At 52.8% G+C, this 26,969-nt stretch carries 27 protein-coding genes and 1 pseudogene; 24 read left to right on the top strand and 4 right to left on the bottom strand.

From position 1 onward, the window contains the following. Window positions 1-39: 39 nt before the first annotated feature. The 11 genes from Q1A48_RS14660 (at window position 40) to Q1A48_RS14710 (ending at window position 9,108) form a co-directional block, all read left to right on the top strand. Entirely contained in the window at window positions 40-843 is an 804-nt protein-coding gene (locus tag Q1A48_RS14660; protein ID WP_299946298.1) for a ParA family protein, read from the top strand. A 12-nt stretch (window positions 844-855) separates the two neighbouring features. Next, the gene (locus tag Q1A48_RS14665; protein ID WP_299946301.1) at window positions 856-1,752 is read left to right on the top strand and encodes a ParB/RepB/Spo0J family partition protein; all 897 of its coding nucleotides are present in this window, start codon (window positions 856-858) and stop codon (window positions 1,750-1,752) included. 202 nt (window positions 1,753-1,954) lie between these two features. Next, on the top strand, window positions 1,955-2,317 hold the full coding sequence (locus Q1A48_RS14670; protein WP_299946304.1) for an ATP synthase subunit I: 363 nt from the start codon (window positions 1,955-1,957) through the stop codon (window positions 2,315-2,317). 45 nt (window positions 2,318-2,362) lie between these two features. Further along, on the top strand, window positions 2,363-3,289 hold the full coding sequence (atpB, locus tag Q1A48_RS14675; protein WP_299946307.1) for a F0F1 ATP synthase subunit A: 927 nt from the start codon (window positions 2,363-2,365) through the stop codon (window positions 3,287-3,289). Between the two features lie 66 nt (window positions 3,290-3,355). Continuing rightward, window positions 3,356-3,601 carry a F0F1 ATP synthase subunit C gene (gene atpE / locus Q1A48_RS14680; RefSeq protein ID WP_020413895.1) on the top strand — a complete coding sequence of 82 codons (246 nt, stop codon included), beginning with the start codon at window positions 3,356-3,358 and terminating at the stop codon, window positions 3,599-3,601. Between the two features lie 52 nt (window positions 3,602-3,653). Then, entirely contained in the window at window positions 3,654-4,124 is a 471-nt protein-coding gene (locus tag Q1A48_RS14685) for a F0F1 ATP synthase subunit B (protein ID WP_299946313.1), read from the top strand. 12 nt (window positions 4,125-4,136) lie between these two features. After that, window positions 4,137-4,673, top strand: a complete 537-nt coding sequence (locus tag Q1A48_RS14690; RefSeq protein WP_299946316.1) for a F0F1 ATP synthase subunit delta — start codon at window positions 4,137-4,139, stop codon at window positions 4,671-4,673. Window positions 4,674-4,722: 49 nt separating this feature from the next. Then, on the top strand, window positions 4,723-6,267 hold the full coding sequence (atpA, locus tag Q1A48_RS14695; RefSeq protein WP_299946319.1) for a F0F1 ATP synthase subunit alpha: 1,545 nt from the start codon (window positions 4,723-4,725) through the stop codon (window positions 6,265-6,267). A 79-nt stretch (window positions 6,268-6,346) separates the two neighbouring features. Beyond that, window positions 6,347-7,207, top strand: coding sequence for a F0F1 ATP synthase subunit gamma (gene atpG, locus Q1A48_RS14700; RefSeq protein WP_299946322.1), 861 nt, complete (start codon window positions 6,347-6,349; stop codon window positions 7,205-7,207). Between the two features lie 59 nt (window positions 7,208-7,266). Then, entirely contained in the window at window positions 7,267-8,670 is a 1,404-nt protein-coding gene (gene atpD / locus Q1A48_RS14705) for a F0F1 ATP synthase subunit beta (protein ID WP_299946324.1), read from the top strand. 18 nt (window positions 8,671-8,688) lie between these two features. Next, a complete protein-coding gene (locus Q1A48_RS14710) occupies window positions 8,689-9,108 on the top strand; it encodes a F0F1 ATP synthase subunit epsilon (protein WP_020413901.1) in 420 nt (139 codons plus the stop codon). A gap of 134 nt (window positions 9,109-9,242) precedes the next feature. Here Q1A48_RS14710 and Q1A48_RS14715 read toward each other — a convergent pair. Further along, window positions 9,243-9,374 (bottom strand): annotated as a pseudogene (locus tag Q1A48_RS14715) (IS3 family transposase); the annotation flags it as partial. A 273-nt stretch (window positions 9,375-9,647) separates the two neighbouring features. Next, window positions 9,648-11,048: a pyridoxal-dependent decarboxylase gene (locus Q1A48_RS14720; protein ID WP_299946327.1), complete on the bottom strand. Its 1,401-nt coding sequence runs from the start codon at window positions 11,046-11,048 to the stop codon at window positions 9,648-9,650. Window positions 11,049-11,177: 129 nt separating this feature from the next. Between Q1A48_RS14720 and Q1A48_RS14725 the strand changes: the two genes are divergently transcribed. From Q1A48_RS14725 to Q1A48_RS14740, 4 genes are all read left to right on the top strand, one after another. Beyond that, entirely contained in the window at window positions 11,178-11,351 is a 174-nt protein-coding gene (locus Q1A48_RS14725; protein ID WP_299946330.1) for a hypothetical protein, read from the top strand. Window positions 11,352-11,417: 66 nt separating this feature from the next. Continuing rightward, a complete protein-coding gene (locus Q1A48_RS14730; protein WP_299946332.1) occupies window positions 11,418-11,564 on the top strand; it encodes a hypothetical protein in 147 nt (48 codons plus the stop codon). A 302-nt stretch (window positions 11,565-11,866) separates the two neighbouring features. Further along, the gene (locus Q1A48_RS14735; RefSeq protein ID WP_299946334.1) at window positions 11,867-12,631 is read left to right on the top strand and encodes a hypothetical protein; all 765 of its coding nucleotides are present in this window, start codon (window positions 11,867-11,869) and stop codon (window positions 12,629-12,631) included. Window positions 12,632-13,114: 483 nt separating this feature from the next. Further along, window positions 13,115-13,747, top strand: a complete 633-nt coding sequence (locus tag Q1A48_RS14740; RefSeq protein ID WP_299946337.1) for a glutathione S-transferase family protein — start codon at window positions 13,115-13,117, stop codon at window positions 13,745-13,747. A gap of 76 nt (window positions 13,748-13,823) precedes the next feature. Here the strand turns inward: Q1A48_RS14740 and Q1A48_RS14745 are convergent, their stop codons facing one another. Continuing rightward, the gene (locus tag Q1A48_RS14745) at window positions 13,824-17,177 is read right to left on the bottom strand and encodes an amidohydrolase family protein (RefSeq protein ID WP_299946339.1); all 3,354 of its coding nucleotides are present in this window, start codon (window positions 17,175-17,177) and stop codon (window positions 13,824-13,826) included. A gap of 223 nt (window positions 17,178-17,400) precedes the next feature. Here Q1A48_RS14745 and glmU point away from each other — a divergent pair, with 223 nt between their 5' ends. The 6 genes from glmU to Q1A48_RS14775 all read left to right on the top strand — a co-directional run bounded on the left by glmU (window position 17,401) and on the right by Q1A48_RS14775 (window position 23,506). Further along, on the top strand, window positions 17,401-18,768 hold the full coding sequence (glmU, locus tag Q1A48_RS14750) for a bifunctional UDP-N-acetylglucosamine diphosphorylase/glucosamine-1-phosphate N-acetyltransferase GlmU (protein ID WP_299946342.1): 1,368 nt from the start codon (window positions 17,401-17,403) through the stop codon (window positions 18,766-18,768). A gap of 1,044 nt (window positions 18,769-19,812) precedes the next feature. Continuing rightward, window positions 19,813-20,001: a carbon storage regulator CsrA gene (gene csrA / locus Q1A48_RS14755; RefSeq protein ID WP_299946345.1), complete on the top strand. Its 189-nt coding sequence runs from the start codon at window positions 19,813-19,815 to the stop codon at window positions 19,999-20,001. A gap of 872 nt (window positions 20,002-20,873) precedes the next feature. After that, entirely contained in the window at window positions 20,874-21,716 is an 843-nt protein-coding gene (locus tag Q1A48_RS14760) for a DUF2262 domain-containing protein (RefSeq protein WP_299946347.1), read from the top strand. 77 nt (window positions 21,717-21,793) lie between these two features. Beyond that, window positions 21,794-22,519: an SMI1/KNR4 family protein gene (locus Q1A48_RS14765; protein ID WP_299946350.1), complete on the top strand. Its 726-nt coding sequence runs from the start codon at window positions 21,794-21,796 to the stop codon at window positions 22,517-22,519. 82 nt (window positions 22,520-22,601) lie between these two features. Further along, on the top strand, window positions 22,602-22,856 hold the full coding sequence (locus Q1A48_RS14770; RefSeq protein ID WP_299946352.1) for a hypothetical protein: 255 nt from the start codon (window positions 22,602-22,604) through the stop codon (window positions 22,854-22,856). A 101-nt stretch (window positions 22,857-22,957) separates the two neighbouring features. Next, window positions 22,958-23,506, top strand: coding sequence for a pyridoxamine 5'-phosphate oxidase family protein (locus tag Q1A48_RS14775; protein WP_299946354.1), 549 nt, complete (start codon window positions 22,958-22,960; stop codon window positions 23,504-23,506). Window positions 23,507-23,586: 80 nt separating this feature from the next. Here Q1A48_RS14775 and Q1A48_RS14780 read toward each other — a convergent pair whose 3' ends face one another. Next, window positions 23,587-24,051, bottom strand: coding sequence for a reverse transcriptase domain-containing protein (locus tag Q1A48_RS14780; protein ID WP_299946356.1), 465 nt, complete (start codon window positions 24,049-24,051; stop codon window positions 23,587-23,589). 593 nt (window positions 24,052-24,644) lie between these two features. On the opposite strand from Q1A48_RS14780, the gene Q1A48_RS14785 reads away from it, so the two are divergent. From Q1A48_RS14785 to Q1A48_RS14795, 3 genes are all read left to right on the top strand, one after another. Further along, window positions 24,645-25,184 carry a hypothetical protein gene (locus Q1A48_RS14785; RefSeq protein WP_299946358.1) on the top strand — a complete coding sequence of 180 codons (540 nt, stop codon included), beginning with the start codon at window positions 24,645-24,647 and terminating at the stop codon, window positions 25,182-25,184. A gap of 192 nt (window positions 25,185-25,376) precedes the next feature. After that, on the top strand, window positions 25,377-25,673 hold the full coding sequence (locus tag Q1A48_RS14790) for a hypothetical protein (protein WP_299946360.1): 297 nt from the start codon (window positions 25,377-25,379) through the stop codon (window positions 25,671-25,673). 95 nt (window positions 25,674-25,768) lie between these two features. Further along, window positions 25,769-26,614 carry a trypsin-like serine protease gene (locus Q1A48_RS14795; protein ID WP_299946362.1) on the top strand — a complete coding sequence of 282 codons (846 nt, stop codon included), beginning with the start codon at window positions 25,769-25,771 and terminating at the stop codon, window positions 26,612-26,614. Window positions 26,615-26,969: the final 355 nt, after the last annotated feature.

Here is a 26,969-nt window from a genome sequence, read left to right on the forward strand (position 1 = left end):
GGTAACCGGTGTCGGCGGAAACAACAAAGGACGGGAACCTTGAGCAAGATATTTGCGGTAGCCAACCAGAAGGGAGGGGTCGGCAAAACCACCACCTGCGTCAACCTGGCTGCCTCTTTGGTTGCCAACAAACGACGGCTATTGCTGATTGACCTGGACCCCCAGGGCAACGCCACCATGGGCAGCGGTGTGGACAAAAACGAGCTGAAGGTGTCGGGCTACGACGTGCTCGTACAAGGGCTGCCGGCAGAGCGGGCCCTTGTCACTACCGCGAGTGGTTTTGATCTGATCCCCGGCAACGGGGACCTTTCTGCCGCCGAGGTGGAACTGCTCAGTATGGAGGGGCGGGAATCCCGCTTGCGTCAGGCCCTGTGCGGCCTGGTTGATCGCTATGACCATGTGATTATCGATTGTCCACCCTCGCTGAATATGCTCACGGTGAATGCCCTCTGCGCCGCCCAGGGTGTGTTGATTCCCATGCAGTGTGAGTACTACGCACTGGAGGGGTTGTCGGCGCTGATCGATACCATTACCCAGATCCAACAGGCAGCCAATCCGGATCTCAAGATCGAGGGGATACTGCGCACCATGTACGATCCGCGCAGCAGTCTCACCAGTGAGGTCTCCATGCAATTGCAGGAATTTTTTGGCGAGCGCCTGTATCGCACCTGCATCCCGCGCAATGTGCGCCTCGCGGAGGCGCCCAGTTTCGGTAAGCCCGCCCTGGAGCATGACCGCCACTCCAAGGGCGCCATCGCCTATCTGGCCCTGGCTTGCGAAATCACCCGCCGCCAGAGCGATCACTCACCCAACAAAGGCCGCCCGATGGCCGAAGTGGTATAAGGGGTAACGACTATGTCCGCCAAACGCAAGGGCCTGGGCCGGGGTTTATCGCACCTGATCAGTAACCATGCCGGTGATGCGATCGCCGTGGCAACCGGCGATGTCACCAGTGAGGTAGCCGACGGCGAGCTGAAAGAGCTGCCCATTGAGTTCCTGCAGCGCGGACGCTACCAGCCGCGGCGGGATTTCCCGCAGGAATCCCTGCAGGAGCTGGCCGATTCGATCCGTGCCCAGGGCATTATGCAGCCCATCGTTGTGCGCTCAACCGGCGTGCAGCGCTATGAAATTATTGCCGGCGAGCGCCGCTGGCGCGCCGCCCAACTGGTCGGGCTGGAAAAGGTGCCCGCGCTGCTGCGCAATGTCTCGGATGAGGCCGCCATCGCCATGGCGCTGATTGAGAATATTCAGCGCGAGGACCTGAATCCGGTCGAAGAGGCGGTGGCACTGAAGCGCCTGCAAGACGAATTCAAGCTGACCCAGCAGCAGGTGGCCGATGCAGTGGGCAAGTCGCGCACCGCGGTTACCAACCTGTTGCGCCTGTTGAGCCTCAGTGAGGAGGTGCGCACCTTTCTCGAGCGCGGCGATTTGGAGCTGGGCCATGCCAAGGCCCTGCTGGGTCTCTCCGGCGCCACTCAGCGCTCCGCCGCGCGCCAGGTGGTGGAGCGCAGCCTCACCGTGCGCCAGACCGAGGCGCTGGTGCGCCGCCTGCAGCAGCCGCAGGCCCCAGCGTCGGAAAAAAACCCGCCCGATGCGAATATCCGCCGTCTGAGCGAGCGTCTGGCGGAGAAAGTGGGGGTACCGGTCTCGATCAATCACAACGACAAAGGCAGCGGCCGACTGGTGCTCAGATACACGACTCTGGAGGAGCTGGACGGAATCCTCGCCCACCTGGGCTACGCCGAGGATTGAAGCTTGGGAAAATGTGCGCCGCCCTGGCGTACAGGTCATTTGTTTGTAAGTACTCACTTCCATGTGTAATTCCAGGCAAAATCGCCAGAAAATCAAATAAGTTGGCGACATTTGCCGGTTGAATCGCGGCTGCGGTTGCTCCTATAATTCGCTCGCCCAAATTTTGGGCGGACAGCGCAGAAACAGTCGGTTTATCCCGTCTATGACGAAACCCCCGGTATTGCGAATCGCCGCGGTGCAGCTTCTGCTGGTATCGCTGGCCGGTGCGGTATTGTACTTGAGTGGCAAACCCGTGACGGCGCGCTCTGTGCTGATTGGCGGTGCCCTGTGTGCATTGCCCGGCGTTTATTTTGGCTGGCATGCCTTTCGCGACAGCGGCGCGCGCGCGGCCCAGCGGGTGGTAGGGAACTTCTACCGCGGGCAGGCCGGCAAGTTTGTATTGACCCTGGCGGGGTTTGCAGCGGTGTTTGCCACCGTTAAACCGTTAAATGCAGCGGCGCTGTTTATCAGCTACGGCCTCTGTGTGATCGTGCAGTGGGTACTAGCGGCGCGCATGGTGCGCTAGCCGGAACAGAAAAAGAATTATTACTTTTACGATTGTTGAGGAACTATGGCAGGCGAAGCTCAAACCGCGACGGCGTATATCCAACACCACCTGCAGAACATGACCTACGGCAAGCTGCCGGCCGGCTATACCCGCGCCGACGGCACTGTGGTCAGTGAGTCTACCTGGACTATGGCGCACTCCTCCCAGGAGGCCGCGGATATGGGCTTTTGGGCCCTGCATGTGGACACCCTGGGCTGGTCCGTGGGCCTCGGTCTGATTTTTTGTTTCCTGTTCGCGCGCGCGGCAAAAAAAGCGCGCGTGGACAAACCCACCGGCTTCCAGAGCTTTGTGGAGCTTGTCACCGAGTTTATCGACAAACTGGTACGGGAAACCTTTCCGCACCGCAACACCATGGTGGCGCCCATGGCCCTGACCATCTTTGTGTGGGTGTTTTTGATGAACCTGATGGATCTGGTACCGGTGGACTGGTTGCCACAGCTGGCCGCCAAGGTCTCCGGCAATGAGCACCTCTTCTTTAAGGTGGTGCCCACCACAGACCCCAATGCCACCCTGGGCATGGCCCTGGCGGTATTCGCGCTGATGATCTTCTTTAGTATCCGCGAAAAGGGGGCGCTGGGCTTTATCAAGGAATTAACCCTGCACCCCTTCCACACCGGCAAATGGTTCTTCGATATCCTGCTGATCCCGGTGAACTTCCTGCTTGAAGCGGTTTCCCTGATTGCCAAGCCGATCTCCCTGGGCCTGCGTCTGTTCGGCAACCTGTATGCCGGCGAGATGATCTTTATCCTGATTGCGCTTGTTTTCGGCGTGGGCGTACTCGGTTTTATTGGTGCGGGCCTGATGCATATGGGCTGGGCCATTTTCCATGTACTGGTAATCACCCTGCAGGCGTTTGTATTTATGGTATTGAGCACCGTGTATATGGCGATGGCGCACCACCGCGATGACGAGCACGAGCACGACCAATAAGTTTTATACAGAGAACCTTTTACCCAACCTTTACAACAACTCTTTGACTTTGATTTGGAGAACACAATGGAAGCATTAGGTCTGGTTTATATCGCAAGCGCACTGCTGATTGGTCTGGGCGCACTGGGTACCGCAATCGGTTTCGGCACCCTGGGCGGCAAGCTACTGGAGGGCTCTGCACGCCAGCCGGAACAGGCCCCGGCGCTGCAGGGCAAAATGTTCCTGATGGCCGGTCTGCTCGACGCGGTTCCCATGATCGGGGTTGGTATCGCCATGTACCTGATCTTCGCCGTTGCGCCTGGTCTGGTTTGATTACGCCGTTCCAATTGCCCTTAACCCCTTTTAAAGAGCAAGAGGTGTCGGTGTGAATATCAACCTGACTTTAATCGGCCAGTCGATCGTATTCCTGTTTTTCATCTGGTTCTGCTGGAAGTTTGTCTGGCCGCCGCTTTTGGGCGTGATGAGAGAGCGCGAGCAGAAGATCGCGAATGGACTCGCGGATGCCGAACACGCGCAAAAAGACCTGAAACTGGCCAAGCGCAAGGCGGCCGAGCAGCTGAAGGAAGCCAAGGATCAGGCTGGCGAGATTATCGATGGTGCCAACAAGCGCGCCAACCAGATTGTCGATGAAGCCAAGCAGGCCGCTCTGGCCGAGGGCGAGCGCCTCAAGGTGGCGGCCAAGGCGGAGATCGACCAGGAAGTGAACCGTGCCAAAGAACAACTGCGCAGCCGTGTGGCAGCCCTGTCTGTCCTGGGTGCGGAGAAGATTCTCGCGGTCAATATCGATGCCCGGGCGCAAGACGACCTGATCGACAAACTGGCAGCCGAGCTGTAAGCGAGGAACCCCATGGCGGAACTCAGCACACTGGCCCGGCCCTACGCCAAAGCGGCATTCAGCTATGCGCAGCAGGCCTCCGACCTCAGCGGTTGGAGCGCTGCGCTGGAAACCGCGGCGGCGGTCAGCCAGAGCGAAAAAATGCGTGAGCTGCTGGACAATCCCCAGCTCACCAGCGAAGAGCGGGCAGAGACTTTTCTGTCGATTTGTTCAGATGAACTCGGTGCCCACGCAAGCAACTTCATCCGGTTGCTGGCGGAGAATCACCGGCTGCAACTGCTGCCGGAAATTGTCCATCTGTTCGAAGCGTTGAAGGCGCAGGCGGAAGCCACCCTCGAGGTGGAAGTTGTCTCTGCAAAAACCCTCAGCGATGCGCAGACGCAGGTATTGAGCGAAAAACTCAGCAGGAAGTTTGAACGCGAAATACATCTGCACTGTGCGGTGGACGAGAGCCTGCTGGGCGGCGCGGTCATCCGCGCCGGTGACACAGTCATCGACGGCACCGTACGCGGCCGTCTGGCCAAGCTCGCCGAGGCGATGAACTCCTAAATTACTTTCCCCGCTGGCCGGTGTCACCGGGGAACTTGAGGAACAGAGCATGCAGCAACTGAATCCCTCTGAGATCAGTGAAATCATCAAAAGCCGCATCGAAAATCTCGATGTGCGCACTGAAGCCCAGAACGAGGGCACCATTGTTTCCGTTTCCGACGGGATCATCCGCATCCACGGCCTGGCCGACGTGATGTACGGGGAAATGATCGAGTTCGAGGGCGGTGTTTACGGTATGGCGCTGAACCTGGAGCGCGACTCCGTCGGTGCTGTCATCCTGGGTGATTACAAGGGCCTGGCAGAGGGCCAGAAGTGCCGATGCACTGACCGTATCCTGGAAACCCCGGTCGGCCCCGAGCTGCTCGGCCGTGTCGTAGACGCGCTGGGCAATCCCATCGACGGCAAGGGTCCGCTGAACAACAAGCGCACCGATGCGGTGGAGAAGGTGGCACCCGGCGTTATCGCCCGCCAGTCTGTGGACCAACCGGTGCAAACCGGTCTGAAAGCGGTGGATAGCATGATCCCGATCGGCCGCGGCCAGCGCGAGCTGATTATCGGCGACCGCCAGATCGGTAAGACTGCGGTGGCAATCGACGCCATCATCAACCAGAGAGGCACCGGGGTTAAGTGTATCTACGTTGCCGTGGGCCAGAAGCAGTCCTCCATTGCCAATGTGGTGCGCAAGCTCGAAGAACACGGCGCCATGGATCACACGATCGTGGTTGCCGCGGGTGCCGCCGACCCGGCTGCAATGCAATTCCTGGCGCCTTACGTCGGCTGTACCATGGGAGAATACTTCCGCGATCGTGGTGAGGACGCCCTGATCGTGTACGATGACCTCACCAAGCAGGCCTGGGCCTACCGCCAGATCTCCCTGCTGCTGAAGCGCCCGCCCGGCCGCGAAGCCTATCCCGGTGATGTTTTCTACTTGCACTCCCGCCTGTTGGAACGCGCTGCACGGGTCAACGCCGAGTACGTGGAGAAGTTCACCAACGGCGAGGTAAAAGGCAAGACCGGCTCTCTGACCGCCCTGCCGATCATTGAAACCCAGGCCGGTGATGTCTCCGCGTTCGTACCCACCAATGTGATTTCCATTACCGATGGGCAGATCTTCCTCGAGACCGATCTGTTCAACGCCGGTATCCGCCCTGCCATCAACCCAGGTATCTCTGTATCCCGTGTGGGTGGTGCCGCGCAGACCAAGGTGATCAAAAAGTTGTCCGGGGGTATCCGTACCGCCCTGGCCCAGTACCGCGAACTGGCGGCCTTCTCCCAGTTTGCCTCCGATCTGGACGAAGCCACCAAGGCCCAGCTGGATCACGGAGAGCGCGTTACCGAGCTGATGAAGCAGAAACAGTATTCTCCACTGTCTATTGCTGAAATGGCGGTTTCCGTTTACGCCGCCGACAAGGGTTACCTGAAAGAAGTGGAAGTGGCAAAGGTGCTCGACTTCGAAGCCGCCCTGCTCGCTTACATGAACAGCGAACACGCGGAACTGATGGAGAAGGTGAACAGCACCGGCAACTACAACGACGAAATTGATACTGCGTTCAGAGCGGCCATCGAGAAGTTTGTCGCCACGAGCAGCTGGTAAACGCCCTGGAAAGCACGGGAAGAGGGGCCACAGCGGCCCTTCCCCAGATTCACATTTCCAGCGAACAAGGTAAATCACTATGGCAGGCGGAAAAGAAGTACGCACAAAAATTGCCAGTATCAAGAGCACGCAGAAAATTACTGCCGCAATGGAAATGGTGGCGGCCAGCAAGATGCGCAGGGCTCAGGATCGCATGGCACTGGGGCGCCCCTATGCCCGACGCATACGCGCGGTGATTGGTCACGTTGCCAACGCCTCGGCGGAGTACCGGCATATTTACCTGCAGGAGCGCGAGGTCAGCCGGGTTGGCTTTGTACTGGTATCCACAGACCGCGGACTCTGTGGTGGCCTGAATGTCAATATGTTCAAGGCGGCCATTCGCGAGATGCAAGCCTGGTCCGAGAAAGGGGTCGATGTCGAAGTCTGCGCTGTGGGCAACAAAGCGGCCGGTTTCTTCAACGCCATCGGCAGCAAGGTTGTTGCCGCGGTGCGCGATCTGGGCGATGCGCCCCAGGCCAGCAAGTTGATCGGCTCGGTCAAGGTGATGCTGGATCGTTTTGCGGAAGGTGATATTGATCGCCTGTTCCTGGTCTCCAATGAGTTTGTGAATACCATGTCGCAAAAGCCGCGGGTTGAGCAATTGCTGCCGCTGCCGAAAGACGAGGACGAACAACTCATGCAAGCGTGGGATTACCTCTACGAGCCGGACCCGGTGGAATTGCTGGACGGCTTGCTGGCCCGCTATATCGAGTCCCAGGTATACCAGGCGGTCGTAGAGAACAAAGCCTGTGAGCAGGCCGCGCGCATGATCGCGATGAAGAGTGCTACGGACAATGCCGGCGAACTGATCGATCAGTTGCAGCTTGTCTACAACAAGGCGCGCCAGGCGGCCATTACCCAGGAGCTGTCGGAAATTGTCGGCGGCGCCGCGGCGGTTTAAGCCCCTGCTGATACCTGCAATGGTCGACCTTGAAAGAATTTAAAGCTGAGGATCCGGAAATGAGTAACGGACAAATTGTGCAAGTGATCGGAGCGGTCATCGACGTGGAGTTCCCACGCGACAGCGTTCCGAATGTCTACGACGCACTCGTGGTTGAGGGCAAGAACCTCACTATGGAAGTGCAGCAGCAGTTGGGCGATGGCGTGGTGCGCGCAATTGCCATGGGTTCATCCGAAGGTATCAGCCGCGGTCTCGCCGTGCACAATACCGGCGCTCCGGTTTCCGTGCCGGTTGGCCACGAAACCCTCGGGCGCATCATGGACGTGCTCGGCAACCCGATTGACGAGTGCGGCCCTATCGGTGAGAAAGAGCGCGCCTCTATTCACCGCGCGGCACCCACTTACGAGGAGCAGTCCAGCTCCACCGAGCTGCTGGAAACCGGCATCAAGGTGATCGACCTGGTTTGTCCGTTCGCCAAGGGGGGCAAGGTTGGCCTGTTCGGCGGTGCCGGTGTTGGTAAAACCGTCAACATGATGGAGCTGATCAACAACATCGCCACCGAGCACTCCGGTCTGTCTGTATTCGCCGGCGTTGGCGAGCGTACCCGCGAAGGGAACGACTTCTATTACGAGATGGCGGAGTCCGGCGTTGTCGACCTGGACAACAAAGGCAACTCCAAGGTGGCGATGGTATACGGCCAGATGAATGAGCCCCCCGGCAACCGTCTGCGTGTAGCCCTGACCGGCCTTACCATGGCGGAAAAATTCCGTGATGAAGGCAAGGACGTACTGCTGTTCGTCGACAACATCTACCGTTACACCCTTGCCGGAACCGAAGTCTCTGCCCTGCTCGGCCGTATGCCCTCTGCGGTGGGATATCAGCCGACCCTGGCAGAAGAGATGGGCGTTTTGCAGGAGCGTATCACCTCCACCAAAACCGGCTCCATTACTTCTATCCAGGCGGTGTATGTACCGGCGGACGATTTGACAGACCCGTCTCCGGCCACCACCTTCGCGCACCTGGATTCCACTGTGGTACTGAGCCGCGATATCGCCGCCAAAGGGATCTACCCGGCGGTAGACCCGCTGGACTCCACCTCCCGTCAACTGGACCCCCAGGTGATCGGCCAGGAGCACTACGAAGTGGCCCGCGGTGTGCAGTCCGTACTGCAGCGCTATAAGGAGTTGAAGGACATTATCGCCATCCTGGGGATGGATGAGTTGTCCGAGGAAGACAAGCAGACCGTAGCGCGCGCGCGCAAGATCGAGCGCTTTTTGTCCCAACCCTTCCACGTGGCGGAAATCTTTACCGGCGCACCGGGTAAATACGTCTCCCTGAAAGAAACCATCCGCGGTTTCCAGGGCATCCTGAGCGGTGAGTATGACCACATGCCTGAACAGGCCTTCTACATGGTGGGAACCATCGACGAAGCTGTGGAAAAGGCCAACAAGGCCGAAGGCTAATCGAGATAGGCATATACTATGGCCATGACAGTACATTGTGACATTGTCAGCGCCGAGCAGTCCCTCTTCTCCGGACTGGTGCAGATGGTGATTGTGAGTGGCATCGAGGGGGAGCTGGGGCTCTCCTATGGCCACGCGCAGTTGCTCACTGCCCTGAAGCCCGGACCGGTGCGCATCATCAAACCCGGTGGTGAAGAGGAGGTATTGTTCGTCAGCGGTGGCTACGCCGAGGTGCAACCGAATATGGTGACCATCCTCGCCGACGTGGCCGAACGCGAAATCGATGAAGAGGCTGCGCAGAAGGCCCGCGAGGAAGCGGAGCACGCCTTGCACAAAGCGCCCTCCGAAGTTGACTACGCGCGCATCTCGGCCCAGTTGGCCGAAGCCGAAGCGCGCCTGCGCACCCTGCAGGCGATCCGCAAGGCGGCTGGCAAGTAAACGCTTGCTTACCTTTTCGAATGCCTGTTTTCAGGTGACCTAAAAAGCGGCTTCGGCTGCTTTTTTTGTAAGTGCCAGTAGTTATTTTTACATCACTTCAGAGCCTGATTCGCAGGTTTACTTCGCAAAGGAGCTTTACAAACCGCATTGTCCCAACGATCTCCTTTACGGCTCATGCTCCCCTCAAAATCATGCGCCTTGAGCAACCGACGATAGCCCGTGCTGGCATATTGTGAGCCGTGATCCGAATGCACGATCAGGCCTGGACCTGACCTGGCTGAGGTATGGCAAACCGCCGGTCCAACTTGTTGTCAAACACGGGTGGTTTGTCGTGACTTTACACTTCTTCCGACATTTCACTTTAACTCCGGCTTCCTGCATCAGCTGGCACGCTCTCTGACGGCTGACCGGATAACTCAGGGCACTCAGTGCTTCTTAGGCTACGGTGCTTTGATAGCGCCTCTTGAGCTTGTAGAAACGTGAGGCAATCACGCGTTAGTGGCTAATACACGGTTTAATTTCCGAATGCTAAGCCGGATTCAACACACAGGCTCAGATAGTTCATATTTTTTATCGGCAAGAAGTTGCAGCGTATGAATTACCTTATCTACATCCTCATTACTTGTATTCCAGTTACTTAGTGCTGCTCTGATTATGGGTTCTCCCTGCCACTGCCCAGGTGTTAAAAACACTTTGCCGGTTTTGTTTAACTCGATCATGCACGCGTTGCTATCCAAGGGTATTGCATTTTGATTCGGCTTAAATAAAACAACATTAAGCTTGCAAGGTTTAATAAGTTCATAACTGGAAGAGGTTTCAATCCAGTTAGCAAATTTTTTTGCCTGTTCAATATTTTTTGAAATATTGGTGGCGATGCCATATTTTCCATAAAACATGATTGTTGCCCATACCGGGAAGGCTCGGAATCGCCGAGAATTTTCAATACCCAAAGTCATGAAAGCAGGGTGTGTGTCATCATCTGCCAGGTAGGGTGCGTAAACTTCACAGGATTCCTTGAGCAATGCGGGATGCTGGGTTAAAAATAAACCACAGTCATAGGGCACGTTTAACCATTTGTGGCAATCCAGTGTGATGCTGTCGGCAAACTCAATTCCTTTGGATTGTGTTTCCTGGTCTGGTATCAGTCGTTCGAAAATACCAAAAGCAGCATCAACATGAAGCCAGGCTTTGTGTTGTTTACACAAAGCTGAGACACCCAGTAAGTCGTCGTAGTCGGTGCCCGTAACGGTTGCAGCGCTGGCGATAACAATTTTATGGGGTGACTGAGAAGAGGACAGTGATGCCTCTAATGCAGTTAAATCTATAGCTTCAGAATTGGCCAAGCAGTCAATTTTATTCCAGCTATTTTGACCGAAACCAGCCATTCCCAGACTCTTAACCATGCTCGCGTGTGGGGTAGCGCTAAATATGCTGACATCCAGGTTTCGCATACCCTCTAATGCGACATTAATACCCTGATGCTTGCCAATATATTGTCGTGCAGTAACCGCGGCGAGTAAATTGGCCGCCGTTGCACCCGTTGTAAACACCCCTTTCAACGAAGACGGCAAATCAAATAACTGGCATATCCATTTTAGGGTTTGGTGTTCGATAGCGGTGGCAATGGAATCTCCCCCTTTGCTAACATTTTGGTTAAATGTAGTCACCAGCCAGTCAGCATAAGTTGCTACTGGATTAGCCCCGCCTGTAACAAAGCCCCAGTAGCGGCCACCATTACTTGCAGACAGGTTAGGCTGAACTTCCTCGGAAATGAGCTGATGTAGCTTTTCAAACGAAACACCGTTAACGGGAATGTCCTGTTCATTCATTGTTGGTGATAAACAGGCAACCGCTTTATCGTCTAAATTGGCATAAAATTGTTCAAATTGATCCGTTAACGCTGAAAGTATCTTGGTATTTTTCTCTGGGGAGTACTTCATAAGTGGCCTCTTTTTATTAACGGTGCAATATTTGACTCTTTGGCTTATAGGTAACAGTTATAGTTTCGCCATATTTTTAGGTAACAGATAGAATTCAATGTAAAATACAGAATCCTTGCTGAGCAAATCATGGCGGATATTAACGATGGTTGCTTGAATGTTAAAGATAAATTCCCTTTTCTTTGGGTAACCAGTACTCGTCACCAAGTAAGTATGACGATAGCTATTGCTTGTTATCGGCTCTTGGAGGCTGAAGGCTATGCCGTAGCAAAAACACAAAAGAGATATTTTGGCACTGATTAAGCGCAAGGTTATGGAGATACCTAGTACCGAAGGGGGGGATTTGACACAGTACAGCTAGAGCAGGTAATGAAAGTGGGTAAAGTTCAGGCTTGCTTACCTACAGCAAATCACCAAAATTCTACTGGGTACAGTATTAGTAGCGTGCAAAATCAGCAGTTGGGCTGGCTGGCGAATCAATACAGTATCCCTATTATTGAAGATGATGTTTTTTGAGAGCTGAGTTATCAAGCCGTGTTTTTCTATTAATGCTTTGATCAGGCTAGACTTTCCTGCGCCGCTAGGGCAGCATGAATGGAAAAGTTACCTTGCCTGGCCACAAATTTTCTCTTTGTCTCGGACGTGATGGGCTCGATTATAAGGGATTTGGTCATGCTCAGGATAGGCGTTATATCTAAATCCTGTTATAAGTGCTGCTGTGCTTGCTGGCCAGTTTGTGATCGGGTTCAGCTCGGGTTCAGTTTTAATCTAGCAGGATGGCACGCAATTTATTAAAGAAATGTCTTCAGGGATTCAAAGTGAACAAGGCTTTTTTATTTATTCTTCTATGTGCTATAGCCTGTGGCGCACAGGCCGCCAAGCTTAGCGCCAAGTGGCCCTCTAAATACCTGCAAGATTGCAAAGGCATTGCTTACGCCTATAGCACGCCAAATGGCACCTTCTTTGCTGTGGACGATATGCAGTCCTGCTCTCGTGTAAAAATTGAGGGTGAAATACACAGAATGAAGAAAAAGAAAAATGGCCGATTCCGTTTTGAAACTGAAGTGGAAGGTGTAAAACACATCACGCTTTTCTCCAATCGCACTCACATTGAAGATGAAATTGTACTGGCGCGCAATTTGTATGTGCAAGTGAATGGATATGAAGTTACTGAGCCAGAGGTCACTGTGCCGAGTCAGCAAGAACTTGCCCTGGCCTATTCAGCGCGTATCAAAATCTGCGGTGAGCATTTTAACTCCAGAAGTAGTCGCGAAAAATGTGTGCAGCTGATAAATAACTACCCCCACTCAGAAAAAGGTGCATTGAAAACCTGTAGCGATTTCACTTTATCTACCCAGGGTCGCTTCGCTTGTCTGGAGCAGTTAAAGCCCTTTACCTATGAACCTTTTGCTATTGTCAAAGCTTGTCAAGATGCTTATATGAGCACCAGCACACGAAAACAATGTATTGAAAGTGCCAAGGCGTTTGATCATAGCCCGGAACAATTACTCGGTCGCTGTAAAAACCAGTTTATGTCGACGCGCGATCAACTTAATTGTTTTCAACTTAAGTTTGGTCGCTAAATCAGAGGTAGCAATTCAGGCTTGATCCGATATATCGGTTCGTCAGTAGCTATCTATCAGGTCAGGTTTAGGCTACGCACGATTCCTTCCCGGTTTCTGTGCTTCCCGGGCAAGCGTCGACAGAAATGCTTTTCCCACACCTCGACGGCGATATCCAATCCTGTCGATGACATACAGATCTTTGATCAACAACCAGGGCATTAAATCGTACACCAATGGAAGCGGGTAATAGGTAAGGTATCCAACGGGTAACGTTTTGTCCTCGGCCATTAAACACTGGAAATCTGCTCGCTTGTATCCCAGCCCGATTGGATAAAGTGGCTTCGGCTACTTTTTTATCTATTGCTGAGTTTGTCGGGGCAATAGGATATGAAGCCTTTTTCCCATACTAAAGTTTGTTGATTCTTTGTCGTCGAAATCCCTCGCATAGATTGTTTATCGATGTATAAACTCCCCTTTATTGTTGAGCTGCAGGAAAATGCAATGAGTGAGGATCTGATTTTCTATACCAACCCCCAGTCTCGCGGGCGCATCGTGCGCTGGATGCTGGAAGAGGTGGGCGTTCCCTATAAGACCGTGGTACTGGCGTATGATGCCGACATGAAAGCTGCCCACTACCTGGCCATTAACCCGATGGGCAAGGTGCCGGCAATAACCCACAATGGCAATGTGATCACAGAGGTGGCTGCCATCTGTGCTTATCTGGCGGATATGTTCCCCGGGGCAGAGCTTCTGCCTCGGACAGCGGAAGAAAAAGCGAATTACTATCGCTGGTTCTTTTTTGCCGCGGGGCCGTTGGAGGCGGCGCTCAGTAACAAGGCGGTATTCCGGCAGAAGCCAGAGGCGGAAAAGGAGAGGACGCTGGGGTATGGTAACTATGAAAACACCCTGAACACCCTGTCACTGGCGGTAACAGCCAACCCCTTTATCGCCGGTGAGCATTTTACCGCAGCCGATGTCTATGTGGGTTCCCACATTGGCTGGGGCATGCAATTCGGTACGCTGGAAAAATGGGATGCGTTTGTGGACTACTTTGCGCGGTTACAGCAGCGCCCCGCGTTGAAACGGGCCGCAGAACTGGACGATGCGCTGGTTGAGAAGGCCAGCGAAACCTGATGGCAGTGTCTTGGCCCAATAAAAAGGCCGGCAATTTTCATTGCCGGCCTTTTTGGTGCCCTGGGGGTTTATGCAATCAGTGCACCCAGTGATGCCGCTCCCTCTTCGCTTGAATGGCTTCGGCGGTGGGCGCCGGCATGGCGCTGATGGGCAGGCGTTCGTGGAAGAATGCCAGACGCTCGCCTCTGCCCAGCTCATTCATGGTCTCCGCCTCGAACACTCGGCCGTTGATCACCGTGTAGGCGATATTTTCAGACAGGCGCAGGTTTTCCAGGGGGTTGCCCTCCACCACGATCAGGTCCGCCAGTTTGCCCGCCTCGATGCTGCCGATATCCCCATCCATACCCAGGTAGCGGGCACCGTCAATGGTACCGGCGCGGAAGGCTTCCCAGGGGGTGAAGCCACCCTGCCCCATCATCCACAACTCCCAGTGGGCGCCCAGGCCCTCGCGCTGGCCGTGGGCACCGATATGCACCGTGACACCCTCGTCGCGCAGCTGCTTGGCTTGGCGCGCCACGTTAAAGTGGTTGTAGTGGGCATCCGGCGCCGTGGGGCGGCGGATGGAGCGCGGGTTCACGATAAAGTCCGGGGTAAAGCGGGTCAGGCGCTGGTTTTTCCACACCTCGGTGCGGTCATACCAGTACTCCTCGCCCCAGAGGCCGCCGTAGGCCACCACGAAGGTCGGGGTATAGCCAACGCTGGTCTGTCCCCACAGTTGTTCCACATCGGCGTAGACATTGGCGATAGGCAGGGAGTGCTCGATGCCGGTGTGCCCGTCCACAATCATATTCATATTGTGCTGATACTTACCGCCACCTTCGGGTACCACCATGATACCGGCCTCGCGGGCGGCCTGCAGCACTTGCTGGCGCTGGTCACGGCGCGGCTGGTTGTAGCTTTTCACCGAGATAGCGCCCATCTCCTTGAGGCGGTTGACGTGGAAGCGGGCATCTTCCAGTGAGTGGATCTTGGCTTTGTAGCCGGGGCCCTTGGCACCGTAGAGAATGGTGCCGGTGGAGAAGATACGCGGTCCGGTAATCAGGCCGGCCTTCTGCATTTCCGCGGCGGAGAAGATCTCGCTGCTGTCGTTGGAGGGGTCGTGAATGGTGGTTACCCCGAAGGCCAGGCTGGAGAACAGGTTCCAGTTCTGCTGCGGGATAATCTCTTCGCGACCCTGGGCGCCGTGGGCGTGGGCATCGATCAGGCCCGGCAGTACGGTCTTGCCGGTGACATCGATGCGCTTCGCTTGCGCAGGAATTTCCACCTCAGCAGCGGAGCCCACCGCCACAATGCGGTTACTGCGCAACAGAACAACCCCATTCTCGATAATTTCGCGGGTGTTCTCCGCATCGCGCATGGTGACAACGGTACCGCCGGTCAGAGCGACCAGCCCCGCACGGTTGTCGAAGGGTTGTTTAAAGCCCAGGTTGATACCTTCGGAAACCGGCTCCGGCAGCGCCTCCGGAGCGCCGGCGACAAAGCTGAAGGCGTCCTTCAGTTCGCGCTCGAACAGCCAGGGGCCGTGGGCCCACCCCAGAGTATTGCTATCGGAGGACCAGTGCAGGTTTTCGCCGGCGCGTTTGGATACCCGGGTGACTGTAACCGCCTTGCTATCGGGGCCGATCACCTCGGACTTGCCGGTGTGCATAAAGGGCGCGACAAAGGCTTTGAAGTCCTGGGTAAAGGCAACCCATTGTCCGTCGGGGGACAAGCGGAAGGAAGTGATTTCGGCACCGTGCAGATGCTCGCGCTCGTCCTTGCCTTCCAGGTTGGTGCTCTTCAGCACGCGTTTACCGCCGTCGGCGCCAACATATTCAGAGAAATAAATACGGTCACCGGTGGCACCAAAGTGGGGCTCATAACCGGACTTCACTACTCGGCGCTGCCAGTCGCCACCGGCATCTGCCAGGTAGATACCCGGCTCCAGAGCGTACTCGGGGCTGAGCAGGTAACCGCCGGTAAATCGGCGGTAAGCCACGGTATCACCGCTGGGGGAGAAAGTCGGTTCCACATACAGGCCCGGCTGGCTGGTGATGTTCCTGCCGCGGCCATTGCGCGCGGAAACCACGCGCACATGGCCGAGTTTTTCGTCATCCCAGGTGACATAGGTGATCTCGCGGCCATCCCGGGACCAGTTGGGGTAAAACTCGAAGTGGTCATTCTGACGGGTCAGGCGGCGGCGCTCACCGCTGTTGATATCCTGTAGATAGATTTTGCCCAGGGCCTGGAATGCCACTTGTTTGCCGCTGGGGGATTTCTGTGCCCAGCGGATCATCTTTACATCGAAGGTTTCCGGAGCCACCTCCACCGGAAAGCGCACCGCATCGGCCACCTGCTTCTCGACTTTTACGTGGGTTTCAATTGGCGCAACGCTGTCGCCGTGTACCGAGATACGCAGGAACTTACCGCCGGTCCACACGATCAGTGACTCGCCGTCGGGCATCCAGTCGTATTGCACATAGTTGCCATGGGGGCCGAAGATCTCCTGCAGGTCCCGCTCCAGGCCGGAGTAAACGGGGGTTTCCAGGCCGGTGTCCAGGTCTTTCAGGAACAGGGAAGTCTGGTTGTCCTGGCGGCGGATAAACGCCAGTTTGCTGCCATCCGGGGAGGGTACCGGTGCCACTGCGCCGCCTGGACCGGAGATAAAGGTCTCCTCTTCGCCGTCCTGCAGGTCGTAGCGGTTGATGGCAAAAATCTCCTGGGTGGAGTTTTTGTTGTACTTCCAAACGGTGCCGGGGGTGGTGTCGATGGCGTAATAGACGTAGCGCCCATCCGGGGAGAAAGCCGGGTCGGAAATATTCTTCTGCGCGATCTCACCGCCGATGCGCTTTTTCAGTTGGCGCCCGTCACCACCACCGTAATGATACATCCAGATTTCCCCGGCGGGGATGCTGCGCCCGGACATAAAGCCCTTGCGCGCCACCAGATACTGGCCATCGGGGCTCCAGTTGGGTGAGTGCAGTAGGTTTTCCTTTTCCGTTGTTAGCTGGCGCAGGTTTTCGCCGTTGCGGTCCATCAGCCAGATATTGTCGGCGCCATCGCGGTCGCTGATAAATACGATGGTTTTGCCATCCGGGCTGAAGCGCGGTTGCATATTCCAGGCGATCTCAGTGGTCAGGGCTATGGCCTCACCGCCGCTAACCGGCACCGTGTAGATATCCCCCAGCATATCGAACAGGAGGGTTTGACCATCCGGACTGATATCCAGGTTACTCCAGGTAGTCTCGCGGGTATCCAGCTGGATTGGCTTAAATTCGTAAGCCGGCTTGTTGATATCCCAGGAGGGCTCCTGCTGGGCTTCTTTAGCCTCTGCAGCCGGCTCTTGTGGCTGTTTAGCGGCTTCAGCGGCCGCGGCCATCGGCAGGGTGAGGGCCAGTGCAGCCAGAGCCAGCAAACGCCGGCGCGGCTTGGTGTGCTTGATTGTGGTCATGATAAATATCCCCCCGCCATAGTCTGGGTACGGCGGTACAGTGTGTTCTTTTTGGGTAAGCAACCTGTTGATTTTACAGAAGGTAAGCTACCGGTATAGGGGGTGGGCGGCAATCGAAATGCGTTGAGCGCCAACCTGCTGCGCCGGGGTGAGGTACTCTTGAGTTCGTGGGGCAGACTGGCCACAATGCGCCCCGATTGACCTAGCGGGATTTTGATTCAAGATGACTATCGATGTTGTGGTTTTGGCGGCGGGCAAAGGCTCTCGCATGCGTTCGGATTTACCCAAGGTACTGCACCCGATCGGCGGTATCCCCATGCTGGGGCGTGTGATTGAAACGGCCAGGCAGCTTGAAGAAGTGAACATTACGGTGGTTGTGGGGCACGGTGCCGAGCAGGTGCAAGCGCACTTCGCCGACAGCGGCGTGCGGTTTGTGCAGCAGGCCGAGCAACTGGGTACCGGCCATGCTGTGGCACAGGCGATCCCCCATTTCCGTCAGGGGGCCTCGGTGTTGGTACTCTACGGCGATGTGCCACTGGTCAAGGCGGGCACCCTGCAGTCGTTGTTGTCAGCGGCGGATAAAGGCCCCGCGCTGCTGTCGGTAGAGATGGCCAACCCCGCCGGCTACGGGCGCATAGTGCGCGACGATGCGGGCCGCGTACAGGCGATTGTCGAGGAGAAGGATGCCGATGCAGCCACCCTGGGTATCCGCGAAGTGAATACTGGCATACTGGCGGCGCCGGCGGAACTGCTGGCGCGCTGGTTGCCTGAATTGTCCTGCGACAATGCCCAGGGTGAATACTACCTCACGGATGTGATCGCCCGCGCGGTCAGTGAGGAGATCGCCGTCACCGGGGTGCGCGCCAGCGATGCCTTGGAAGTGGCGGGGGTGAACAGCCGCGCACAGCAGGCGCAGATGGAGCGCGCCCTGCAACACACCCGCGCGGTGGCACTGATGGATGCCGGGGTCACCCTGCTCGACCCAGCACGGATTGATATCCGCGGCAGCCTGGAATGCGGAACCGACGTATCCATCGACATCAACTGCGTTTTTGAGGGGAAGGTCTCCCTGGGCAAGGGGGTGCAGATTGGGCCCAACTGCCTGTTGAAAAACTGCCGTCTGGCAGATGGTACCCGTGTGGAGGCCAATTCTGTGATTGAGCAGGCGGACGTTGCAGAGGCCTGCAGCATCGGCCCCTTTGCCCGCCTGCGCCCCGGTACCCAACTGGCAGCGGGCGCCAGGGTGGGTAACTTTGTCGAGATCAAGAAAGCAACCATCGGCGCCGGCAGCAAGGTCAATCACCTCTCCTATGTGGGCGATGCCGCCGTAGGGGAAGCGGTGAATGTCGGTGCCGGCACCATCACCTGCAACTACGATGGTGTGAATAAGTTCCTCACTGAAATTGGCGACGGCGCTTTTATCGGCTCCAACACCGCACTGGTGGCACCGGTGAAAGTGGGTAGGGGTGCCACTGTGGGTGCGGGTTCCACCATTACCTGCGAAGTGGGCGCGGATGAGCTGGCTGTGGCACGGGGCAGACAGCGCAATATTTCCGGCTGGCAGCGCCCGGCCAAAAAAAAACGCCAGTGACCACCTGTCTCAAGCCTGCCCCGGTGACGGGGTGAATGCCAGCGGGCAGGCCCACGGTGTGCGGGTTCAGCCCACTTCTTACCGTTAGATTTGCGCCTAGGGAATCCAAAGGGGGGCGCCCTGATATAAAAGTCCAGAGTGCGACCACTTGCCCGTTTCGACATCGCTTCGTTATCAGGATAAACGGGGTTAGATAGCCCAGACCCTGCCGGACCTTCACTGAGTGAGCACCAACAGACACGCTACGCAAAGTTGATTTCCACCGTGTTGATTATCGGCTTGGAGGTAATCGGCGGGGTATCGGCCAGCGTGCGTTCAAACGAAAAGCCAAAGCCTGCGGCTAGCTTGCTTGCGTCGAGCGTGGCTGGGGTCTTCGTTGACCCGGTGCGGCTGCTTATACGTGCCGTTTTGCCGGTCGGGCGGGTGCGATTGTCGATGCAAACTCACACCGGGATATTCTCTGGTGCATGGCAATAAAGCGGACTCATTCAACGGGTGGTATTAATGAAGCCATTGCGTTTTTTCGTGCGTATATCAATAGAAATAGTGGCACCAAAATTATCTTATTGGATGGTATTGCGTTTTCTTTCCTGCAAGAGCGGCGTAAGATCGATAAATATTTATCTGCGTGATGGGTAGTAATTGGGCCAGCCGCTCTGCGCCAATGGCCCAATAGCATCGAAATACCCAGGCATTTTCCCAAACCCCTTCCCTTCCACAGGAGAACGGTACGTGACCTAAGCGTAAGTAAAAGGCGCTGGCCCAAGGTGCCGGAAACACCAAAGGCCAGCTAACCAAATTGATAACATAGATATCAAAATGGCTCTATGGATAATACGCTAGAAGCCCGCTCGTCTTCAATAAAGTGGGCCCCCTTCAGGCGCTTGGGGCGGTTGCCCAGGCCCTGGGAGCGTTGCGTCCGCCGGTTCTGCTTTACGGCCTACCGTTCCCGTGCGCCACCCTGCATTGCCTCCCGTCGTTATTTTCCAGCTATTCCCATCACAAAAAATCACTCCAGGATTTGCGATCCGGAAGGAAAGGTTTATGTTGGTTGTAAAACGCCGGCCAGGCGAGAACCTCAGAATTGGAAAAAATGTTTCCGTCACCGTATTGGGTATTTCAGGCAATCAGGTCAGAGTGGGTATCGCGGCCCCCAAATCCCTGCCTGTACACCGTGAGGAAGTGTATAGACGTATCCAAAAGGAAGAGGAGCTAAACAAAGCGAGCCGTTGAGAAACCGGCTCGCCCAGAGGGGGAGCCTGTCAAGAATACTGTGTAGCCGCCGCTGCGTATTGCTTGAGAATGCCCAATACGCATACCCCATACCATCTTTCAGTGATTGGTTTTCCAAAATTCCGTTGTGTGAAATAAATCGGTAATGCCAGCGCTCTCCCTCTGGCGTTTACCGGTATTGACTGGCAGCCTGGCACCAGGCCCGCAGCGAATCCGCTTGGTTCGTTGTGAAGGTTTTTTCTATTGCTGCGGGCTATGGTTTTCAGCACCAGAACACAAAAAGCGGGACACAGGATTTGCACTGAACAACAGGTTTGTAGAGGATCTGAGAGGGGCCATTCACCCACTTAACTTATTATTAGCGCGGAGGTTGGCGATATGCTTATCCGATAAATCGCGCACAGCGAAATTTGTTAAAGTGGATAAGCATACCAGGCTGGAGCCTTGTGTTCTGTCCAATCCATACTTTAGTGACACGGAAAGTTTGCAGGTTTGAAAATGATCCATAAAGTGAAAAGAATTCAGAGGAACAGGGCTGGGATTAACATTCATTGAGAGATACCTGTAATTAATAGCTTTGACTTTACCGATGCTTTAAGCGAGTGCGAAAGGGCAATTTGGTCAGCCTGACCGTTATTTTTGAGAGGGCGCTAACTTTTCCTAAAAGTTCAATAAATCCAAGGGGTTACATTTATTGATGAATTTTGGGATAATGGTTGCAGTGATTATGATTTTAGGTGGTTCGATAGTGCTAAATTATTTTATCTAATTGATTTCAATTTTGGTTTTGAAATTTTGGCACAAAAAGAATCCAGAAATACTGGTCATGGTGATCAGTATATAAAAGGTAGCCTTATTGGGGAATGAGATAGATGGAAGATATATTTAAAGAGGCCTCTATTAAAAAGGAAAAACTTCATAGAGAATTCGCTGAGCTGCCAGAAACAATAATAACAGGTGTGGTTGGAGCTCGTGATGCAGTAGGTAATAAGCGAGGAGCAGGCAAAGTTCCGGGAGATGAATACTGGTCATTGAAACTATCTCTAATAGCCTGGAAAGAGCTTGGAAAAAAAATAAACAATTCACCTCTCATTTTTTCGAATGATCTTACTTACAGCGAGTTAAAACTTATTCAAGATCACGTTGAGCGAGAATCCTTGGTGCAATTTAAAGTTAAGCTCTCAAAAGAGAGTCCGTTCGGTGATGCTAGAGCACAACTATTATCCATTTTAGATACCCCGGATGACATTGAACTTAAAGCAGCACTAGAAAAATATAAAGAGCCAGTAGAAGTTACCCACCCGGAGTTTGGTGTCTTAGTGCTTGATAGGTCGTTAGATTGTTTTGAAGGCACAATAAATTGGCAGGGAGAGCCAGTAGAACTTTCGGTCTCTGTAGATGAAGAAGATGGTTCTATCAGTAGTAGTCTAAAAACTATAGAGGCTCTGTATAGTCAATCTGGTGACTGGTCTAAGAAAATTGCAGACTATGCAGTTTCTGAACTCCTTGAAGTAATGAATAAGAATTGGCTTGAAGGGGAAAAGGAATTTACTGCGTCAGATTTTATTAATTCGATGGAGTTGCTATTTATTACGGTTTATCCTGATGGAAAATTCGAGTTTTGCCATGATGATGGTGACATGTTCTTGGGGCATTCGATTATAATTTCTGGCTCACTAACTGATGGCCTTAGTGAAGCAGGTATCTCAGGCTAACAAGTGCAAGCAACAGGACTCGCAACAAGTTGCTCGCCTTTGCTGCGGGCGTTAGGACACTTTAAAGAAATCTAAATATGTTCAAGAATATAGAGGTTATACCTCAATTTCCTTCGTTAACTCCAGATGATATTTTAGACGTTAGTAATCGCCTTAAAGAAAGATTTGGATACAAAAAATTTCCAAGTGAATATGGCGATTTTCTACAAGAAACAAACGGTTGTTTATTTTCGCCTAATGACGAAGAATTGGAAATTGGAATACAGCTTAAAATTGATTTGCCATTCATAGAAAAGGCAGATGTGGCAGGCATTTTTGGCGTTTGGTATGACCGTTTCGATGGTAATGAACCTTCAAATACAAACTGGCCAGAACTGTTTGCATCTAATGAAAACTCTAAAGAAAATTTTGATGTTCTTCCTGACAATATGATGTCTTTCGCATACGAGGAAGACTCATCTGGTAGTCTCTTTGCAATATCTACAGACCAAAGAGATTTTGGTCAGGTCTATTACTATTATGACGGCTATATGTATTCGATATTCGGTCGTAAATTTATGCTAGAAAAGTTTGGTTACTGTTACTACGAGCAGAAACTGTTAAATACTCTAGAAAAATATGGCTTTGATCGAAGCCAGATAAAGAAAACAAATGAATTGTCTGAATTTGAACCATATCAAGTCATAAACAGTTTAGAAAGTTTGCCTGAAGATTGCGAATTCGAACTGTTGAGAAATAGATTTGTTCCAGTGGCAAATTCCTTTAATGACTTTATGGCCAAACTAACAGAGGTTGAGTGGTGAAAGCCCTAACAAGGTTGGACATGTTCGCCTTCGCCTTCGCTTTGCTCGGCCCATGCCAACGGCGTTATACGTAGATACGACAATGGATATTTCTCAGTATTACGATGAAGCAGAGACCATCGGGAAGTTAGTAAAGACCCAGGCGCCTTATATTTTGTCTGCATTAGATTACCCTCCTGAAGACGACCATCCATCTTCAGAGACAGCAGGGAAAGCTCTAGATTTATACATTCAAGGCGCCATAATGGAGAATAGCGCAGAGCATAAATTATGGATTAAAATAGGAGTTTCTTGTTTGGTTTTAGGGGTAGCCATCGGATGGCTTATATGGGGCTAACTACGTATAATAAGCGCATGTTGTTCGCCGCTATCGCGGCCGGACGGCTTACGCTATGCTCCAGCTGCCGCAAATGCGAACGTTATACATGAGGAGGTCATGTGGCAGAAAAATTTAAAGCCTTGACTGAAAAGCATATTGGTTTCATCGGCAACCAACATATTTTCTTTGTCGGCACTGCCGCAAGTGAAGGCTTCGTTAATGTTTCCCCAAAAGGCATGGATAGCTTTAGAGTAGTAAATAACTCCAAAGTGGCGTGGCTCAACCTTACTGGAAGCGGGAATGAAACGGCAGCCCACATTCTAGAAAACAATCGAATGACCATAATGTTCTGTTCATTTGATAAGCAGCCACTTATATTGAGGTTGTATGGTCACGTAAAAATCATCCATCCTCGAGATAAAGATTGGCCTAGTCAAGTAAAACTATTTCCCGAATACACCGGAGCACGTCAGATATTTGAGTTAAATTTGGAGCTGGTTCAAACCTCATGTGGCTACGCAGTGCCCTTTTATGAATTAGTTGGTGAAAGACCGACACTGAGAAAGTGGGCCGACAACCGAGGGAGAAAAGGTGTAGAGGAATATTGGCAAGAGAAAAATACTAAAAGCCTTGACGGTAAGGACACTGGAATAATTGAAACTGTATAACAAGCAGCGGCAACACCGACCCTGCGGGCCTGGACTCACTACGCTACCCTTTGTTCGCCGTTACGCTGAGTGTTAGTGCGTCAAGCTAAGCTTGATGCTTCTTGCAAGGTGGAAGTCCCTGTCAGGTAAGGCCTAACCAGCCACCTGTATCGAGTGTTGCGCGTAGGGCGGAGCAGTTGGGTCATCAACGGGTCGTGGTTGACCCGATCGAAGAATTTGGACAAATCGATGTCCACAGCAACCTTCAGGCCCCGCTTGATGCAGTGCTGGATACGGCTGACGGCGTCATGGGCACGCCTGCCGGGCCTGAAGCCATAGCTGTGGTTGGAGAAGGTCGGGCCCAGGATCGGCGTCAGTACCTGGCTGATCGCCTGCTGGATCACGCGGTTGTGTACCCTGGGTATCCCCAGGTGGCGCTCGCCCCCTGAGGGCTTGGGTATTGCGACCCGTTTGGCAGGTTGGGGCTGGTAGTAGCCCTCAACCAGGGCTCGGCGCAGTGCGGACCAGCGTGACTTTATCCACTGGGGATAGTCTTCGATTGTCACAACCGGATATCCTCATAAGGTAGTGATGCCTCACTCTTTGTTTAATGTTCGGGCCTTCCCTCTCTTCGGCTCCCTGCTGGTTCCAGGTACTATGTCCTGTGCTGACTTCTGCATTATCACCGCGTAGGTTCCCCCCGGCCTGTGGTGCAGATCTCCCCAGATAAAAACATGAACCGTCCCTGCACAACCGCCGCATTGTCCCTGCTTCTCGAACCTGTGGACTTCGTTATCTTGTGCTAACTCGTCCCCGGAGCTGGGCCTTATATACGATTTCTGTTCGTAGGCTCGTAGGCTCGTAGGCTCGTAGGCTCGTAGGCTCGTAGGCTCGTAGGCTCGTAGGCTCGTAGGCTCGTAGGCTCGCAGGTTTGCGCTCGGGCTTCCTCCAGAAAACCCCTCGCGAGGTTGCCCTTGCCGTCGGCTAGTAGTTATGATCACCGGTAACCCGGTGAGCAGGCTCTCCTACAGAGGACTTTCACCTCATTAATTCATGCCTATGCTGGGCGTACACAAGCGCAAGCACGCGGAACTAATTTCCGCTGCGCTTCAATTTGTCCGGTGTTGCGGGCGTTCGGCTCCAAAACATGAGGGAGATTATGAAATACTTAGTAGTTTTACTTATCACTATATTTTCTTGTGTGTCCCAAGCCTCTCAAGAGACCGCTGAATCATTGGTGCTTCGTAAGTCGTACCCGATTCAACTTTATATGGGTGCATGTGTCACTTCTCGCGCTCAGCCATCACAAGTTGAGAGCCAGGCTAAAGAAATGGGATTTATTGAAGCTGAAGGTGAAGTGGCTCGCCAATATTTGCAAGGCCATAAAGGGAAAGTGTGGGTTTCCAGCAATGAACACGGAAATTTCAGCATTGCCGCCCAAGATAGAGGTTTATGTTCCATATTTATTCATCAAGGCAACCCAGAGCAACTTATAGCCAGCATGGAGGCATGGTTACCTCCAGAAGGGTCTGGGTTCAGCTATAAGAAAGAAATCGTTTCTAAATCTGGTTCGTTGAAAACCACTTCATATAAAATATTTCGTGGCACTAAGCTAATGGAACTGTGGGTAATTTCACTATCTAGCCAAGCCAACTCTAAGCTTGTAGCAATAATGTCTTATGATACATCGCAAACCTAACAAGGCGTGCAAAAGGGACCGCCTAGTGGGCCATGCGGTTAATTCTGTAACGATTGTTTTATTCGCTCGACCGAAACTAGAAAGTGATAAAAATACGGGTAATATAAATTTGTATTTCCAATAATTACATAACTTTCTGTATGGCCCATTAGGCAGCGGCCCGTTCACTAAACGTTAACTGTAGGTGAAGTTATGAAGGAAAATGAGAGAGCCAAACAGCTTCTCATCCAAAAAGAGAAGGGAGTTACTCTTACTACTTCAATGTCAGCGATGAAGAGGAAGTTTATCTATAGAAGTATAATGTTTGTAATTGCGTGTTTATTTTACTGGTTTTACGGGGGTGGTTTATTTCTTGTAGCTATAGGTATGCTTGTAGGAACGACAATACAGGACGTTGGATGGTTGCGTGTAATAGAGAAAACTTGGCCATTTACTGTAAAAATAACAGACTGGGAAAAAGTTGAGCGCATTGCAGAAGAGTACCGTTAACATGTAGCGGTACCGACGTCTGCAAGCGGGCTGGACTCAGCACAGTGTGCTTCGCCGGTGCGCTGGACATTAGAGCAACTTAGATAGGAGATTACATGAAAATTGCTCAATCCTTAATTTTATCAATAGGACTTTTTACTTCGTTAGCTAATGCAATAGTCATTCGACATGATGTTTCCGATGAAAATTATTCTGCTGTTCCATCTGACTTCCCTCCTCTAGCAACCTTATATAACATAGGTGTTCACGGTACATTGATCCATCCTCAGTGGGTTGTAACCGCAGCCCATGCTGTTTTTTGTATGAACCCTGGACAAAAAATTAGAGTAGGCGATGAAATAGTATCTATTTCTAATCGATATAGTCACCCTGATTATCACTTAGGAGATGAACACGACATAGCTTTAATTAAACTTAAATCTAGTATTGCTGATATTAAACCTGCAGAAATTTATAGTAACAATGATGAAAAAGATGCTGTTGTTTGGTTTATAGGTGTCGGTGGAACAGGAACAGGCACTGAGGGTCAGACAGTTAGCTATAAAGAAAATAATGGGAAGTTAAGAAAAGCTCAAAATAAGATCGTTAAAACTACAGATACGGATATAGTTTTCAAATTCGAAAAAGGCTCTCAAGGAGAAGCGCTAGAAGGCGTTTCTGGTAATGGTGATAGTGGAGGCCCTGCCTATATTAAAAACGGAGATAAATATGAATTACTCGGTGTCAGTTCACGAGCCGACTCATGGTTTTATGATGTCGGAGAGTACGGGGTTACTGAGCTTTATACTCGTGTTTCATCATATAAAGATTGGATACAACAAGTAATTTCAGCGGATAGCGACTTAACTAGGGAAGAAATTGCTACCAAAAACCCTTTTCTGCATGAAAATATGAAGCCTGAAAAAATGAATGATTTATGTTCTTCCATAGAGGTAAAGTAATCACTCGTTGCTCTAACAAGCTATTCAAGTGGGACTGCTAAAATTTGGCTCGGTTTCGCTTTGCTACACATTTTAGCCAAATATTATCAGCCCCTTAACAGGCGTTATATTGCCTAGGAGAGAATGAGCATTAATAACGAGAAACAAGATAATCTAGATTACATATTTATTGTTGGTGTAAGTCTTTTAATCTTTGTCGTGTATGTCTATTTTCTCTATTCTGGGAGGGTGTTCAAAACTCTGTGTCAGCCAAGTAGCCTCATAGGCTGATATATTTTTCCAGGCGATCCGGGAAGTGGATCGTCAGCTGTGACAGCGTCAAGTTCCAGTTCTGGATCGGGTGCGTCCAGCGCTC

Origin of the sequence: uncultured Microbulbifer sp., from assembly GCF_947489355.1 — a bacterium.
In the GTDB taxonomy this organism is placed as follows: Bacteria; Pseudomonadota; Gammaproteobacteria; order Pseudomonadales; family Cellvibrionaceae; genus Microbulbifer.